The organism is Variovorax sp. V15 (assembly GCF_041154425.1).
GTDB classification, from domain to species: Bacteria; Pseudomonadota; Gammaproteobacteria; order Burkholderiales; family Burkholderiaceae_C; genus Variovorax; species Variovorax guangxiensis.
Genome location: NZ_AP028659.1, coordinates 6,360,400 through 6,374,402, shown reverse-complemented (window position 1 = coordinate 6,374,402; position 14,003 = coordinate 6,360,400). Strand labels below are relative to the sequence as shown.

Here is a 14,003-nt window from a genome sequence, read left to right as displayed (position 1 = left end):
CGGCTGTCCGCATCCGAGTGCCTACTTCGCAGCCGCGAGCGCTTCGCGCAGCACGGCGAGCGAGCCGATGTGGTTGGCCAGCACCAGCACGAGGCGCGCGTTGTACGCGTTGCTCTCGTCGGTGCTCAGGCCCTGGTGCGCGTCGATCAGCGCTTCATAGAAATCGTCGGGCGCCTCGAGGTGCGCTTCGGTGATCAGCTTGGGGGTGGATGCGGTCATGGGTTCGTTCCCTCAGTGTTTGCCGAGCGCACGATCGACGGCGTTGCGAACCTGTGCCGCCGACGGGGCGCGCCAGCGCGCGCACACGTGCTGGTCGGGGCGCAGCAGGTACACGGTGCCGGGGCGGGCGTCGTAGCGCTGCGCGGCGAACTCGCTGCCGCGGGCGCCGTCGTCCATGCGCACCACGTGCAGCGGCCGGTCGCTGGCCCTCAGCGCGGCCAGGCTGCGCTCGGCCGCCTCGCCCTGGCCGAATACCAGCGCGGTGAACTGCGCGACATGGCATTCGCGCAGCAGCCAGCCGGTGCTGCCGTCGGCATGAACCACGGGCGCGTCGGCGGCGGCGGCGCCGGGCACCATCGCGCCCGTAAAGGCGTCGGCGTCGGGCGTGTTCAGCGGCGAATCGCGCAGCACCGAAGGCACCGACAGCCGGCCGCTGTTGACCAGCGTGCGCGCGAAGGCGTGGCGCTTCGTCAGCTCCAGCACCGCGTCGCGGAAGAGGCGGCTCACCTCGCTCTTGGGCGTGATGAAGTCGGTGGCGCGGGTGGAGTTGCGGATGTTCTCGTCGGCGGCGTACTCGCGCTCGCTGGCGTAGCTGTCGAGCAGCGCATCGGGCGCGTTGCCCTGCACCACGGCGGCGAGCTTCCAGGCGAGGTTGTCGGCGTCCTGCACGCCCGAATTGGCGCCGCGCGCGCCGAAGGGCGACACGCCGTGGGCCGAGTCGCCCGCGAACAGCACGCGCCCGTGGCGGAAGCGCTCCATGCGCTGGCAGGCGAAGGTGTAGACGCTGGCCCAGCCGATGCGGAACTGCACGCCCTCGAAGCCGATGCTGTCGAGCAGCGCGCGCACGCGCGGCGTGATGTTCTCGGGCTTGCGCTCCTCCACCGGGTCGGCGTCCCAGCCGAGCTGGAAGTCCACGCGCCACATGCCGTCGGCCTGCTTGTGCAGCAGCACGCTCTGGCCGGGGTGGAACGACGGGTCGAACCAGAAGCGGCGCTCGGTCGGCAGGTCGGCGTCCATCGTGATGTCGGCGATCAGGAAGCGGTCGCGGAACACGCGGCCCTTGGCCTCCAGGCCCAGCATCTGGCGCGTGCTGGAGCGCGAGCCATCGCAGGCGGCCACGTAGTCCGCCCGCAGCCGGTAGCTGCCCTCGGGCGTTTCCACCGTCAGCACCGCGCCGCCGTCGCTTTGCTCGATGCCGGTGACCTTGTTGTTCCAGCGCAGGTCGACCAGCGGCAGCGCCGCCGCGCGCTCGACGAGGTAGCCCTCGACGTAGTACTGCTGCAGGTTGATGAAGGCCGGACGCTCGTGGCCGGGTTCGGGCAGCAGGTCGAAGCGGTAGACCTGCTCGTCATGGAAGAACACCTTGCCCACGTTCCACGACACGCCCTTGTCGACCATGCGGTCGCCGCAGCCCAGGCGGTCGAACACCTCCAGCGTGCGCTTGGCGAAGCAGATCGCGCGCGAGCCGCTGGAGAGCGTGTTGTCGTTGTCTAGCAGCACCACGGGCACCTGCTGCAGCGCGAGGTCGATGGCCAGCGTGAGGCCCACGGGGCCCGCGCCGACGATCACGACGGGATGGCGCGCCGGTGCCGCCGCGTCCTGGTCGGCGTGGCGCTTGTAGTCGAAGCGCAGGCTCTGATAGTCGATCACGTACTTGTCTCCGTGTCTTTTGTCCTTGTCTTGCTCCTTTCCCGCTGGGGGAAGGCCGGGGTGGGGGCACGACGGCGTTCACTTCGGGCGCTCTGCCTGCCCCCACCCCAACCCTCCCCCAGCGGGGGAGGGAGCAATGCGGAATCAGCCCTCGAGGGCCTTCCACATCTCGACGTCGCGCTCGGCCGTCCAGATGCGCGGGTCGGCGTGGCCCGAGGCCTCGTCGTAGGCGCGGCTCACGTCGAAGGGCATGCAGTGGTCGAAGATCACCCACTGGCTGTATTTGGGCTTGAGCTTCTCGTAGGTCTCCTTGTAGACCGCGTTCAGGTCGCGCCCGGCCTTCACGCCTTCCTGCACGCTGGCGTACACGTCGGAGATGAAGTCGCGCGTGCCGGTGAGACCCTCGGCCACCGCCTCGGGGGTGGTCAGCGCGGCGCCGCGGCCCGGCACCAGCGCCACGGGCTTGAGGGCGGCGATGTTGTCCAGCGTCTGCGGCCAGTCCTTGAAGTAGGCGTCGCCCGCGTACGGCGTGGCGCCGAACTCGACCAGGTCGCCCGACAGCAGCGTGCGCTCCTGCGGCAGCCAGACGACGGTGTCGCCCTTGGTGTGGCCGCGCCCGAGCTGGATCAGCTGCACCTCGAGCTTGCCCAGCCACAGGGTCATCTTGCCGGTGAAGGTCATGGTGGGCCAGGTCAGGCCCGGCGGCACGGTCTCGACGTTCTGGAACAGGCGGGGGAAGCGGCCGATCTCGCTGGCCTTGTCCTGCTCGCCGCGCTCGACGATCAGGTCGCGCGTGTCCTGGCTGGCCAGGATGTGCTCGGCACCGTAGCCGGCCGCGCCCAGCACGCGCACCGCGTGGTAGTGCGTGAGCACCACGTACTTGATGGGCTTGTCGGTCACCTCGCGGATGCGGCGCACCACGTCGGCCGCCATGGCGGGCGTGGCCTGGGTGTCGGCCACCAGCACGCAGTCGTCGCCGATCACGATGCCGGTGTTGGGATCGCCCTCGGCGGTGTAGGCCCAGGCATGTTCCGAGATCTGGCTGAAGGTGACCTTTTTCTCTTCCATGTCGGCCTGGCTGGCGAATTTCTTGGCTTGGCTCATCGGGGTGTCTCCGTCGGTGGGGTGGAATTTGAAATTCGTCTAAGTCGAACGAATTTGCAGTTAACGAATGGCTGCAGTGTAAGCCGGCGATCAGTTAATGTCTAATCCCTTCTTCATGAACGAACGACCAGAAGGCGAGGCCGGCCATGGCAGCCAGTGACAGCGACCGCGCCCAGCGCGGCATCCAGAGCATCGAAGTCGGCGGCCAGCTGCTGCGCGCGCTGGTGCATCACGGCCGGCCCATGGCGCTGAAAGACCTCGCGCGCGAGGCCGACATGACGGCCGCAAAGGCGCACCCGTACATGGTCAGCTTCGGGCGCCTGGGCCTCATCGAGCAGGACCGCGCCAGCGGCCACTATCTGCTCGGCCCGCTCGCCTTGCAACTGGGCCTCATCAGCCTTCAGCAGGCCGACCCGGTGCACATCGCCACCCCGCTGATCGGCCAGCTCGCGCAGCAGATCGGCCACACCATCGCGCTGGCCGTGTGGGGCGCGCGCGGCGCGACCATCGTGCGCACGGCCGAGTCGCCCTCGCCGGTGCATGTGAACATGCGGCACGGCACGGTGTTCTCGCTGACCAACACCGCCTCGGGACGCGTGTTCGCCGCCTACCTCGATGCCGAGGTGGTGCGCAGCCTGCTCGAGGAAGAACGCCAGCGCCAGAAGCAGCGCAGGGGCGGCGAGCCCACGCCGCCGGCCGGCATGCCGCCGGTGCAGCCGCTGCCGTCATGGAGCGACTTCGAGCGCCAGCTGAAAGAAGTGCGCGACCACGGCATCAGCCGTTCCGACGGCGAGGTCATCGAGGGCGTGAGCGCCATGGCCGCGCCCGTCTTCGACCACACTGGCGCCATCGTGCTGGCCGTCACCGCCATTGGCCCGGCCGGCATTTTCGATACCGCGTGGGACGGCGAGATTTCCCGTGCGCTCAAGGCCTGCGCCGATACCGTGTCGCAGCGCCTGGGCGCCGCAGCCGCCGCGCCAGCTTCCCCCAGAACAGAGAGATGACGACGCCAGTCACACCGGATATTTCTTCTTCCTTTTCCTCCCCTGTTCACGCGGCCACCGAACTGCTGGCCAACGCCCGCCGCATCGTCGTTTTCTCGGGCGCGGGCCTGTCGCGCGCCTCCGGCATTCCCACCTACCGCGATGCCGACGGCCTCTGGAAGAGCCAGAACGCCCTGCAGTTCTCCCACGCCGAAGACCTGGCGCGCGACCCGTCGGGCTTCACGAAGTTCTGGGGGCAGCGCCAGTCGGTCATCGAGTCGGCCCAGCCCAACCCGGGCCACACCGCGCTCGCGCTGCTGCAGCGGCTGCGCCCCGCCACGCGGCTGGTGACGCAGAACGTCGACGGCCTGCTCACGCTGGCCGGCGGCCAGGACGTGCTGGAGCTGCACGGCTCGCTGCGCCGCTGGCGCTGCGACCGCTGCGGCAACCGCAGCGGTCCCTGGCCTTTCCACCGCTGCCTGCGCTGCGGCTCGCACGCGCGGCCCGACGTGGTGATGTTCGGCGAGATGCTGAATGCCGGCGTGCTGCTCGACGCGCAAGTGGCGGCTCAGGAGTGCGACCTGTTCATGGTGGTGGGCAGCACCACCATCGTTTATCCGGCGGCCGAGCTGCCGCAGACCGCCCTCGCGCACGGCGCGCGGCTCATCACGCTGAACCTGGAGCCGCTGCCGCACCTGGACGACGCGGCGGCCGTGGTGCTGCGCGGTCTTTCCGAAGACCTGCTGCCGCAGTTGCTGGCGGGTGTGCCGGGCTCCAGAAGCTGAGGGCGCTCAGCCCTTCCGGCCCCCCAGCAGCACCAGCGCCCCGCCCACCACGATCACGGCCACGCCGGCCCACACGGGCAGGTTGACCGTTTCCTTCTCCTTCACCGAGAACTCCAGCGGCCCGAGCTTGGCCTGGTGGGTTTCCTTGGTGAAGCTGAAGCTGCCCATGGCCAGCACGGCGATGCCGGCCACGATCAGCAGGATGCCGACGATGCGTGTTGCGTTCATGAGGCGAGGCTCCTTCCTTTCCGTGTGGTGCCGCAGATTACTGCCGCGGCTGTTGCTGCTGCAACTGGTCCACCCACTGCACGACCTCGGCCACGGCCGCGTCGCTGGCCGCGATCAGCGCCTTCACGCCGCCGGGCGCATCCGCGCTGGGCGCGGGGCGGCGCACCGTGAACAGGCGCTGGCCCAGCACCCGGTCGCCGCCGGTCGTGGTGCGGACCAGCGTGGCGCGCAGGCGCACCAGCCCCATGCTGGCGCTCGCCGACTCGAAGTAGTGGCTGAACTCGTCCAGCGAGATGCGCAGCGTGTCCGGCGCCTCGCCACGGCCGCGCGAGATGGTGGCCGCCTCTTCGGGGCCGAGCACCATGCGGCGCTCCGAGAGCGTGTCGCGCAGCCGCTGGCGCAGCAGCTGCGAGGGCGGCAGGCTCCAGCGCGACTGGCCGTAGGGCCGCAGCTCGTTGGCGTCGGCGTAGCCCAGGCGGTAGAGGATCTGCGTGCCTTCGAGGCGGGTGTTGCTCTCGAACTCGGCCAGCGAGAGCGTCGGGAGGCTGGCCGGTGCGGCGGCCGGGGCCGGCATCGCCGGGCCGGGGCCGAAGTCGTAGAGCGTGGCGCGCGCGGGCTTGTCGGGCAGCGCGCCGCAGCCTGCGGCCAGCAGCAGGGCGCAGCCGAGCGCGAGGGCGGCGGGGGTCTTGCGAATGGCGTTCATGGTCGGTGATCCTCCCTCGGTCGGGAATCAGGGCCGCGTCGCGGCCGGCGCCTGGAAGCCCGGCTCGCCCGGGCCCGCGGCCGCGCCGCCGTTGCCGAACAGCAGCGATTGCGGGTTGTCGTTGATGCTGTCCGCCGCGCGGCCCAGCCGGCGCACCGCGTGCGAGGTGTCGTCGGCCACGCGGTTCACGCGCGGCAGCGTGGCGGCGTTGAACGAATCGACCGCCTGCGCCAGCGCCTTGGTGCCGTCGCTCAGCCGCTCGACCGGACCGTCGGGCGCGTTCAGGCGGCCCACGGTGGTGTTGAAGTTGTTGGCCACGCGCGAGACGTCGCCGGCGGCCTTCTTCACGGAGGCCATGGTGTCGGGCAGCTTCGTCAGCGCAGGGTTCAGGCCGGTCTTCACCGTGTTGTCGAGCGTCTTGAGCAGCGTGTTGGCGCTGGCCGAAGCGGCCGCGATGTTCTCCAGCGCGTCGGCCGCGCGCTTCTGGTTGGGATCGCTCAGCAGCTGGTTGGCGCGTTTGGTCACTTCCTCGACCTGGTTGATGATGGCCTCGCCGCGGTCCTGCAGCTGCGCCAGCATCGAGGGCTTGAGCGGAATGCGCGGCGGGTCGTCGTTGTTGGGCTTGAGCGCGACGGTCGATTCGCCCTTGTCGTCCAGCGCGATGAAGGCCAGGCCGGTCACGCCCTGGTAGCTCAGCGTGGCGAAGCTGGAGGTGGTGAGCGGCACACGCTCGTCGACCGTGATGCGCACCCGCACGTTGCCCTTGACCTTCGGGTCGAAGTCGATCGACGCCACCTTGCCCACCGCGATGCCGCGGTAGCGCACCATGGCCTGCGGCTGCAGGCCGCTGACCGCGTCGCGCGTGGAGAGCTCGTAGATGTTGCGCACGGTGTTGTCGCGCGTGAACCAGACCACCAGCGCGACGAGCGCGGCGATCAGTCCGAGCACGAAGGCGCCGGCGGCGAGTGCGTGGGCCTTGTTTTCCATGGTGGCTACCTACCTTTCAGCGGCCCGCTCGGGGGCCGGCTTGTCATGCAGCGCTTCGAGGGCGCGCTGGCCGCGCCCGCCGAGAAAGTATTCGTGGATGAAGGGATGCGGATACGCGATGACCTCGCGCGCCGCGCCCGTGACGATCACCTTCTGGTCGGCCAGCACCGCGATGCGGGTGCTCAGGTCGAACAGCGTGTCCAGGTCGTGCGTGACCATCACTACCGTGAGGCCCAGCTCGCGGTGCAGGCCGCGCAGCAGGTCGCAGAAGCTGTCGGAGGCCTCGGGGTCGAGGCCGGCCGTGGGTTCGTCCAGCAGCAGCAGCGGCGGGTCCATGATGAGCGCGCGCGCCAGCGCCACGCGCTTGATCATGCCGCCCGAGAGATCGGCCGGGCTCTTGTTTGCGTGCTGCGGGCCCAGGCCCACCATCTGCAGCTTCACCAGCGCCGCGTGGCGTATGAGCTCGTCGGGCAGCAGCTTCAGCTCGCGCAGCGGAAAGGCGATGTTCTCCAGCACGCTGAAGGCCGAGAACAGCGCGCCGTGCTGGAACAGCATGCCCACGTTGGCCGCGCCCGAGGCGCTGAGCTCGCCGGGCTCCTGGCCCAGCACCTCCACGTGGCCGCGCGTGGGCTTCTCCAGCCCGAGAATCTGGCGCAGCAGCACCGTCTTGCCCGTGCCCGAGCCGCCGACCAGCGAGAGCACCTCGCCGCGGTCGATGTGCAGCTGCAGGTCGCGGTGCACCACCTGCTCGCCGTCGGCGCTCTGGAACACGGTCCACAGCCCGCGGATGTCCACCACGGTGGCGTCGGTGTCGGGGCGCACGGGCATGCTCATGCGGCTGCTCCATTTCGCCAGCGAGGTGCGCGATCCGTGAACACCGCATGGCCGAGGCCAGGGACACCGCGGAACCGGCTTTGCCGGGCCGCGGGTGTCGCCCCCGGCGAGGGGGTTGGCGAAGCGACACGAAGTGCGCGAAGACTGGGGGAGTGCGTCATGTTCACGCTCGGAAGCCGATACCCTTGAAGAGCACGGCGAACAATGCATCGACCAGGATCACGGCAGTGATCGACGTCACCACCGACGAGGTGGTGCCGCGCCCGAGGCTCTCGGTGTTGGGCTTGACCTTCATGCCGAAGTGGCAGCCGATCAGCGCGATCAGGATGCCGAATACCGCCGACTTGGCCATGGCCAGCCACAGGTTCGAGATCGGCACCGCGCGCGGCAGGGCCGAGAGGAAATAGGCCGGCGAAATGTCGAGCGCAGCGTCGGCCGCGAGCATGCCGCCCGCGAGCGCGGCCATCGAAGTCCACAGGCTGATCAGCGGCATTGCGATGGCCAGCGCCAGCACGCGCGGCATCACCAGGCGAAAGCCGTGCGGGATGCCCATCACGCGCATCGCGTCGAGCTCTTCGGTCACGCGCATCACGCCGATCTGCGCCGTGATGGCCGAGCCCGAGCGGCCGGCGATCAGCACGGCGGCCAGCACCGGCCCCAGCTCGCGGATCAGCGAGAGCCCGAGGATGTTCACCACGAAGGTCTCGGCGCCGTACTGGCGCAGCTGCTGCGAGATCAGGTAGGCCAGCACCACGCCGATCAGCAGGCCGACCAGCGCCGTGATGTGCAGCGCCGTCGCGCCGAACTGATACAGGTGCCCGGAGAAATCGCGCCACGGTCCGCGGTGCGGCGCGCGTGCCAGCCGGCACAGGTCGAGCGCGAGCTGGCCGATCAGCGCGGTGAAGTCGCGCACCACGTACATCACGCGCGGCCCGTTGTGCGAGAACTCGCGGATGCGGTCGTTCAGCGTGGGCGAGGGCTCGTCGGGCGTCGCGACGGTGTACTGCGCCACCTGGTCGAGCACGGCCTTGTGCTGCGGCGACAACTCGATGGTGGCGGGCCACTCATGGCGCCAGTGCTCCCACAGCAGCTGCGCGCCGATGTGGTCGAGTTGCTCGATGGGCCGCAGGTCCCAGGCACGGTCGTCGGCCGGCGGGGCCGCCTTCAGGCTCTGGTCCAGCGCCTGCCATGCCGGCTTGGACGACATCGCCAGCGTGGTCCAGCGGCCGCTGGCCACCGTCCATTGGCGGCCCTCCTGCTCACGTTGCCCGACGCGGGGCCACGCGCTGTCGGCGGCGGAGGCGTCGGCAGGCGATGGAGCGGGAGACATGGCTGGATGAGAAATAAGTGAGGCGGGTGAGGGGGAAAGTTAACAAAACCCGTGCCGGGTGCGCGCATCGTAACCGCGTGCATCCGCGGTCAAGGTGCGCCAGACCCTTCGTTCGCGTAGGGCACCACGCCGTTTCTTCATGATTTCCTCAGGGCGCGAAGCCATCGGAGAGCGCCTCGCGCAGCCAGCCCACGAAGGCCGTCACCGCCTGCGGCACGTGCGTGGCGTAGGGCCGTATGGCATACAGGCGCTCGCCGAAGGCGCCCACCGAGCGCCATTGCGGCAGCACCTGCTGCAGCTTGCCCGACTGCAGCGCCGACTGCGCGCTGAAGTCGGGCACCAGCGCGATGCCCAGCCCGGTCAGCGCCGCGTCGCGCAGCGCCTCGCTGTTGTTGGCCACCAGCGGACCCGAGACCGGCACCGTGATGCGCGGCGCTGATGCCTTGGCCTCGAAGTGCCAGGTCGGCGTTTCCTGCGCGCGGGGGTAGTGCAGGCAGTCGTGACCGGCCAGGGCCTGGGGCTCGCGCGGGGTGCCGCGGCGGCGCAGGTAGGCGCGGCTGGCCACCAGCACCGAGCGGGTCTCGCACAGCGTCCAGGCGACGTGCGTGTCGGGCGGCGCGGCCGTGTGGCGGATGGCGAGGTCGAAGCCCTCCATCGCGAGCGAGCTGAGCCGATCGGACAGGTCGAGTTCGATGCGCACCTCGGGCTGCGCGCGCAGGAAGTCGGCCAGCCGGGGCACCAGCTGCTGGCGCGCGAAGGCCACCGGCGCGGTCACCCGCACCAGCCCGCGCGGCACGCCCGCGAGGTCGCGCACGCCGGCGAAGCTGTGGGCGATCTGCTCGAAGGGGCCGCGCATGTCTTCCACCAGCCGCTGGCCGGCCTCGGTGAGCCGCACGCTGCGCGTGGTGCGCTGCACCAACGGCGCGCCGGCCGCGCGCTCGAGCTCGGCGATGCGCTGGCTCATGGCCGCCTTGCTCACGCCCAGGCGCAGCGCGGCGGCGGTGAAGCTGCCCTGCTGCGCCAGCACCGTGAGCCAGTGCAGGTGCGTCCAGAGCGACTCGATATTTTGGGGTTTCATGCCTGCATTGTTCGCCAATGCGAACAATAAGTTCAAGCATCGTGACTAGGCGGGGAACAACGCGCTGCCTAAACTGGCCGCACTCCTCCTCCCGACACCGCCTCCATCAGGGTTCTCCCCATGCCTACTTCCATCGACCACTTCATCGCCGGCAAGCCCGCCGCCAACACCTCCGGCCGCACGCAGGACGTGACCAACCCCGCCACCGGCGCCGTCACCGGCAAGGTCGGCCTGGCCAATGCGGACCAGGTCTCGGCCGCCGTCGCAGCCGCGCAGGCCGCCTTCCCGGGCTGGGCCGACACGCCGCCGATCCGCCGCGCGCGCGTGATGTTCAAGTTCCTGCAGCTGCTCAACGAGCACAAGGACGAGCTGGCCCACATGATCACCGCCGAGCACGGCAAGGTCTTCACCGACGCGCAGGGCGAAGTCAGCCGCGGCATCGACATCGTCGAGTTCGCCTGCGGCATCCCGCAGCTGCTCAAGGGCGACTACACCGACCAGGTCAGCACCGGCATCGACAACTGGACGCTGCGCCAGCCTCTGGGCGTGGTCGCCGGCATCACGCCCTTCAACTTCCCGGTGATGGTGCCGATGTGGATGTTCCCGGTGGCCATCGCCGCGGGCAACACCTTCGTCCTCAAGCCCAGCCCGACCGACCCGACGCCTTCGCTGCGCATCGCCGAGCTGCTGAAGGAAGCCGGCCTGCCCGACGGCGTGTTCAACGTGGTGCAGGGCGACAAGGCCGCGGTCGACGCGCTGCTGGAGCACCCCGACGTCAAGGCCATCAGCTTCGTCGGCTCCACGCCCATCGCCAACTACATCTACGAGACCGGCGCCCGCCACGGCAAGCGCGTGCAGGCCCTGGGCGGCGCGAAGAACCACATGGTGGTGATGCCCGATGCCGACATCGACCAGACCGTGGACGCGCTGATCGGCGCCGGCTACGGCTCGGCCGGCGAGCGCTGCATGGCCATCAGCGTGGCGGTGCTGGTGGGCGACGTGGCCGACAAGATCATTCCCAAGCTCATCGAGCGCACGAAGACGCTGCAGGTGCTCAACGGCGAGAACCTCGCGGCCGAGATGGGCCCCATCGTCACCCGCGCCGCGCACGAGCGCATCACCGGCTACATCGACCTGGGCGAGAAGGAAGGCGCGAAGCTGCTGGTGGACGGCCGCAAGTTCGACGGCAACCAGGCGGGCGAAGGCTGCGGCGATGGCTTCTGGATGGGCGGCACGCTCTTCGACCACGTCACGCCCGAGATGCGCATCTACAAGGAAGAGATCTTCGGCCCGGTGCTCAGCTGCGTGCGCGTGGCCAACTTCAAGGACGCGATCGACCTCGTCAACGCGCACGAGTTCGGCAACGGCGTGAGCTGCTTCACCCGCGACGGCAACGTGGCGCGCGAATTCAGCCGCCGCATCCAGGTGGGCATGGTCGGCATCAACGTGCCGATCCCGGTGCCTATGGCCTGGCACGGCTTCGGCGGCTGGAAGCGCTCGCTCTTCGGCGACATGCACGCCTACGGCGAAGAGGGTGTGCGCTTCTACACGAAGCAGAAGTCGGTGATGCAGCGCTGGCCGGAAAGCATCGGCAAGGGCGCCGAGTTCGTGATGCCCACGGCAAAGTAGGCCCACCCCCGACTCTCGCGCACTTCGTGTCGCTCGCATCCCCCCTCGAGGGGGCGCTCCCGGCGGCCCGGCGGAGCCGGTTCCGCGGGAGCACTGGTACTGACAGATACTGGCATCGGCGTGGTGCGGCGCCCTGACCAAACAAGAACGAAGCAGAAGGAGACAACCACTTGAGCGAGACCACCTTCGACTACATCGTCATCGGCGCCGGCACCGCCGGCTCGCTCATGGCGAACCGCCTGAGCGCCGACAAGAACCGGCGCGTGCTGCTCATCGAGGCGGGCCGCAAGGACGACTACCACTGGATCCACATTCCGGTCGGCTACCTGTACTGCATCGGCAACCCCCGCACCGACTGGCTCTACAGCACCGAGCCCGACGCGGGCCTCAACGGCCGGGTGCTGCGCTATCCGCGCGGCAAGACGCTGGGCGGCTGCTCCAGCATCAACGGCATGATCTACATGCGCGGCCAGTCGCGCGACTACGAGCACTGGGCCGACCTCACCGGCGACGACGGCTGGCGCTGGCAGAACGTGCTGCCGGCCTTCAAAAAGCACGAAGACCACTACCTGGGCGCCGACGAGATGCACGGCGCGGGCGGCGAGTGGCGCGTCGAGAAGCAGCGGCTGCGCTGGGACATCCTCGACGCATTTGCCGAAGCGGCGGTGCAGGCCGGCGTGCCGCACTCCACCGATTTCAACCGCGGCAACAACGAGGGCGTGGGCTACTTCCAGGTCAACCAGAAGAACGGCTGGCGCTGGAACACCGCCAAGGCCTTCCTGCGTCCGACTTGCTACGGCAGGCCCAACTTCGAGCTCTGGACCGGCGCGCAGGTCTCGCGCCTGCTCTTCGAGACGCAGCCCGACGGCACGCGCCGCTGCACCGGCGCCGAGGTGTGGAACGGCAGCGAGAAGGTCACGGTGCGCGCCACGCGCGAAGTGGTTCTGAGCGCCGGCGCCATCGGCTCGCCGCAGATCCTGCAGCTCTCGGGCGTGGGGCCCTCCGAACTGCTGAGGCAGCATGGCATCGACGTGGTGGTCGACGCGCCCGGCGTCGGCGCCAACCTGCAGGACCACCTGCAGATCCGCGCGGTCTACAAGATTTCCGGCGCACCCACGCTCAACGTGATGGCCTCGTCGATGATCGGCAAGGCGAAGATCGGCCTCGAATACGTGCTCAAGCGCAGCGGCCCGATGAGCATGGCGCCCTCGCAGCTTGGCGCCTTCACGCGCAGCTCGCCAGACCGCGAATGGCCCAACCTGCAGTACCACGTGCAGCCGCTGTCGCTCGATGCCTTCGGCGATCCGCTGCACAGCTTCCCGGCCTTCACCGCGAGCGTGTGCAACCTCAACCCGACGAGCCGGGGCTCGGTGCGCATCCGCAGCAACCGCTTCGAGGACGCCCCGGCCATCGCGCCCAACTACCTGAGCACCGACGAGGACCGCAAGGTGGCGGCCGAGTCGCTGCGCGTCACGCGCCGCATCGCCGAGCAGCCCGCGCTCGCCAAGTACAAGCCCGAGGAATGGAAGCCCGGCGTGCAATACCAGACCGACGAGGACCTGGCGCGCCTGGCCGGCGACATCGCCACCACCATCTTCCATCCGGTGGGCACCACCAGGATGGGGGCGGACAACGACCCCGCGGCGGTACTCGATTCGCGCCTGCGCGTGCGCGGCGTGCAGGGCCTGCGCGTGGTGGATGCGGGCGCGATGCCCACCATCACCAGCGGCAACACCAACAGCCCGACGCTCATGATGGCCGAGAAGGCCGCGGGCTGGATCGTCGAGGACAACCGCTGATCGGCTTCAGCGGCGCGGTGCGGCAGTGCGGCGCTTGGGCGGCTCATTGCCCGCCATGCGCGCCTTCGCGCCTTCCAGCATGAGGTCGATGCCGATCTCGAACAGCGCGTCGGGCCCGGCCCGGCGGTAGTTGGCGAAAGCCTCGGCCAGCAGCGGGCGCGAGGCCGCGGCGGCATCGAGCGCCTGCTGCTGCTCGGCCGCGTCGGGCGGCGTCGCCTGCTGCTCCAGCACGCAGCCCACGGTGTAGCGGCCCAGCGCGATCAGCAGCGTCATCGCCTGCGGCGCGGGCAGGCCCAGCCGGACCACCGAAGCGAGCTGCGCCTCGACCATGTCGAGATCGGCCGGATCGGGCTCGGAGCCCGCATGCAGCCGCGCACCGTCGCGCCGTGCCAGCAGCGCGCGGCGGAAGCTGCGGGCGTTCTCGCGCAAAAAGGCGTCCCAGGTCTCGCCGGGCTGCGGCAGCTTGCGCTCGTGCACGCGGCGCAGGATCTCGCCGTTCATCGCGTCGAGCAGCGCGCGCTTGTTCCTGAAGTGCCAGTACAGCGCGGGCTGCTGCACGCCGAGCCGCTCGGCCAGCAGGCGCGTGCTGAGCTTGTCCATTCCAACCTCGTCGAGCAGCGTGAGCGCCGTCTCGAGGATCACTTCGCGGTCCAGTTTCATTCTTCCGATGTGCG

Annotated in this window: 14 protein-coding genes; 4 read left to right on the top strand and 10 right to left on the bottom strand. The window is 69.8% G+C overall.

Annotation, left to right across the window (positions count from 1 at the left end):
* Positions 1-21 precede the first annotated feature (21 nt).
* The 3 genes from ACAM57_RS30125 to ACAM57_RS30115 all read right to left on the bottom strand — a co-directional run bounded on the left by ACAM57_RS30125 (position 22) and on the right by ACAM57_RS30115 (position 2,973).
* Positions 22-219, bottom strand: a complete 198-nt coding sequence (locus tag ACAM57_RS30125) for a DUF2783 domain-containing protein (RefSeq protein WP_126022388.1) — start codon at positions 217-219, stop codon at positions 22-24.
* Positions 220-231: 12 nt separating this feature from the next.
* Positions 232-1,869 (bottom strand): FAD-dependent oxidoreductase, encoded by a 1,638-nt coding sequence (locus ACAM57_RS30120; RefSeq protein ID WP_369659980.1) that lies wholly within the window; start codon positions 1,867-1,869, stop codon positions 232-234.
* 144 nt (positions 1,870-2,013) lie between these two features.
* Positions 2,014-2,973 carry an MBL fold metallo-hydrolase gene (locus ACAM57_RS30115; protein WP_369659979.1) on the bottom strand — a complete coding sequence of 320 codons (960 nt, stop codon included), beginning with the start codon at positions 2,971-2,973 and terminating at the stop codon, positions 2,014-2,016.
* A gap of 146 nt (positions 2,974-3,119) precedes the next feature.
* Between ACAM57_RS30115 and ACAM57_RS30110 the strand changes: the two genes are divergently transcribed.
* Together ACAM57_RS30110 and ACAM57_RS30105 are read left to right on the top strand one after the other, a co-directional pair.
* On the top strand, positions 3,120-3,977 hold the full coding sequence (locus ACAM57_RS30110; protein ID WP_369659978.1) for an IclR family transcriptional regulator: 858 nt from the start codon (positions 3,120-3,122) through the stop codon (positions 3,975-3,977).
* A complete protein-coding gene (locus ACAM57_RS30105) occupies positions 3,974-4,741 on the top strand; it encodes an NAD-dependent deacetylase (protein ID WP_369659977.1) in 768 nt (255 codons plus the stop codon). The genes ACAM57_RS30110 and ACAM57_RS30105 overlap by 4 nt, the downstream gene beginning before the upstream one ends.
* 6 nt (positions 4,742-4,747) lie before the next feature.
* Here ACAM57_RS30105 and ACAM57_RS30100 read toward each other — a convergent pair whose 3' ends face one another.
* The 6 genes from ACAM57_RS30100 to ACAM57_RS30075 all read right to left on the bottom strand — a co-directional run bounded on the left by ACAM57_RS30100 (position 4,748) and on the right by ACAM57_RS30075 (position 9,901).
* Positions 4,748-4,969 (bottom strand): hypothetical protein, encoded by a 222-nt coding sequence (locus ACAM57_RS30100; protein ID WP_126022383.1) that lies wholly within the window; start codon positions 4,967-4,969, stop codon positions 4,748-4,750.
* Between the two features lie 37 nt (positions 4,970-5,006).
* Positions 5,007-5,672, bottom strand: a complete 666-nt coding sequence (locus ACAM57_RS30095; RefSeq protein WP_369659976.1) for an ABC-type transport auxiliary lipoprotein family protein — start codon at positions 5,670-5,672, stop codon at positions 5,007-5,009.
* A gap of 27 nt (positions 5,673-5,699) precedes the next feature.
* A complete protein-coding gene (locus ACAM57_RS30090) occupies positions 5,700-6,659 on the bottom strand; it encodes an MlaD family protein (RefSeq protein ID WP_126022381.1) in 960 nt (319 codons plus the stop codon).
* A gap of 9 nt (positions 6,660-6,668) precedes the next feature.
* On the bottom strand, positions 6,669-7,493 hold the full coding sequence (locus ACAM57_RS30085; RefSeq protein ID WP_369659975.1) for an ABC transporter ATP-binding protein: 825 nt from the start codon (positions 7,491-7,493) through the stop codon (positions 6,669-6,671).
* Positions 7,494-7,656: 163 nt separating this feature from the next.
* Positions 7,657-8,823 carry an MlaE family ABC transporter permease gene (locus ACAM57_RS30080; protein WP_369659974.1) on the bottom strand — a complete coding sequence of 389 codons (1,167 nt, stop codon included), beginning with the start codon at positions 8,821-8,823 and terminating at the stop codon, positions 7,657-7,659.
* Positions 8,824-8,971: 148 nt separating this feature from the next.
* Positions 8,972-9,901 carry a LysR family transcriptional regulator gene (locus ACAM57_RS30075; RefSeq protein ID WP_369659973.1) on the bottom strand — a complete coding sequence of 310 codons (930 nt, stop codon included), beginning with the start codon at positions 9,899-9,901 and terminating at the stop codon, positions 8,972-8,974.
* A 120-nt stretch (positions 9,902-10,021) separates the two neighbouring features.
* Between ACAM57_RS30075 and ACAM57_RS30070 the strand changes: the two genes are divergently transcribed.
* Both ACAM57_RS30070 and ACAM57_RS30065 read left to right on the top strand, forming a co-directional pair.
* Positions 10,022-11,530: a CoA-acylating methylmalonate-semialdehyde dehydrogenase gene (locus ACAM57_RS30070; protein ID WP_369659972.1), complete on the top strand. Its 1,509-nt coding sequence runs from the start codon at positions 10,022-10,024 to the stop codon at positions 11,528-11,530.
* Positions 11,531-11,700: 170 nt separating this feature from the next.
* Positions 11,701-13,329 (top strand): GMC family oxidoreductase, encoded by a 1,629-nt coding sequence (locus tag ACAM57_RS30065; protein WP_369659971.1) that lies wholly within the window; start codon positions 11,701-11,703, stop codon positions 13,327-13,329.
* A gap of 6 nt (positions 13,330-13,335) precedes the next feature.
* Here ACAM57_RS30065 and tetR read toward each other — a convergent pair whose 3' ends face one another.
* Complete coding sequence (tetR, locus tag ACAM57_RS30060; RefSeq protein ID WP_369659970.1) at positions 13,336-13,989, bottom strand: tetracycline resistance transcriptional repressor TetR; 654 nt, start codon at positions 13,987-13,989, stop codon at positions 13,336-13,338.
* Positions 13,990-14,003 lie beyond the last annotated feature (14 nt).

Bases quoted from the DNA above. Each gene is read 5' to 3' on its own strand.
- ACAM57_RS30115 (WP_369659979.1), bottom strand. From the start codon at position 2,973: ATGAGCCAAGCCAAGAAATTCGCCAGCCAGGCCGACATGGAAGAGAAA.
- ACAM57_RS30125 (WP_126022388.1), bottom strand. From the start codon at position 219: ATGACCGCATCCACCCCCAAGCTGATCACCGAAGCGCACCTCGAGGCG.
- ACAM57_RS30100 (WP_126022383.1), bottom strand. From the start codon at position 4,969: ATGAACGCAACACGCATCGTCGGCATCCTGCTGATCGTGGCCGGCATC.
- ACAM57_RS30095 (WP_369659976.1), bottom strand. From the start codon at position 5,672: ATGAACGCCATTCGCAAGACCCCCGCCGCCCTCGCGCTCGGCTGCGCC.
- tetR (WP_369659970.1), bottom strand. From the start codon at position 13,989: ATGAAACTGGACCGCGAAGTGATCCTCGAGACGGCGCTCACGCTGCTC.
- ACAM57_RS30080 (WP_369659974.1), bottom strand. From the start codon at position 8,823: ATGTCTCCCGCTCCATCGCCTGCCGACGCCTCCGCCGCCGACAGCGCG.
- ACAM57_RS30110 (WP_369659978.1), top strand. From the start codon at position 3,120: ATGGCAGCCAGTGACAGCGACCGCGCCCAGCGCGGCATCCAGAGCATC.
- ACAM57_RS30070 (WP_369659972.1), top strand. From the start codon at position 10,022: ATGCCTACTTCCATCGACCACTTCATCGCCGGCAAGCCCGCCGCCAAC.
- ACAM57_RS30085 (WP_369659975.1), bottom strand. From the start codon at position 7,493: ATGAGCATGCCCGTGCGCCCCGACACCGACGCCACCGTGGTGGACATC.
- ACAM57_RS30090 (WP_126022381.1), bottom strand. From the start codon at position 6,659: ATGGAAAACAAGGCCCACGCACTCGCCGCCGGCGCCTTCGTGCTCGGA.
- ACAM57_RS30075 (WP_369659973.1), bottom strand. From the start codon at position 9,901: ATGAAACCCCAAAATATCGAGTCGCTCTGGACGCACCTGCACTGGCTC.
- ACAM57_RS30105 (WP_369659977.1), top strand. From the start codon at position 3,974: ATGACGACGCCAGTCACACCGGATATTTCTTCTTCCTTTTCCTCCCCT.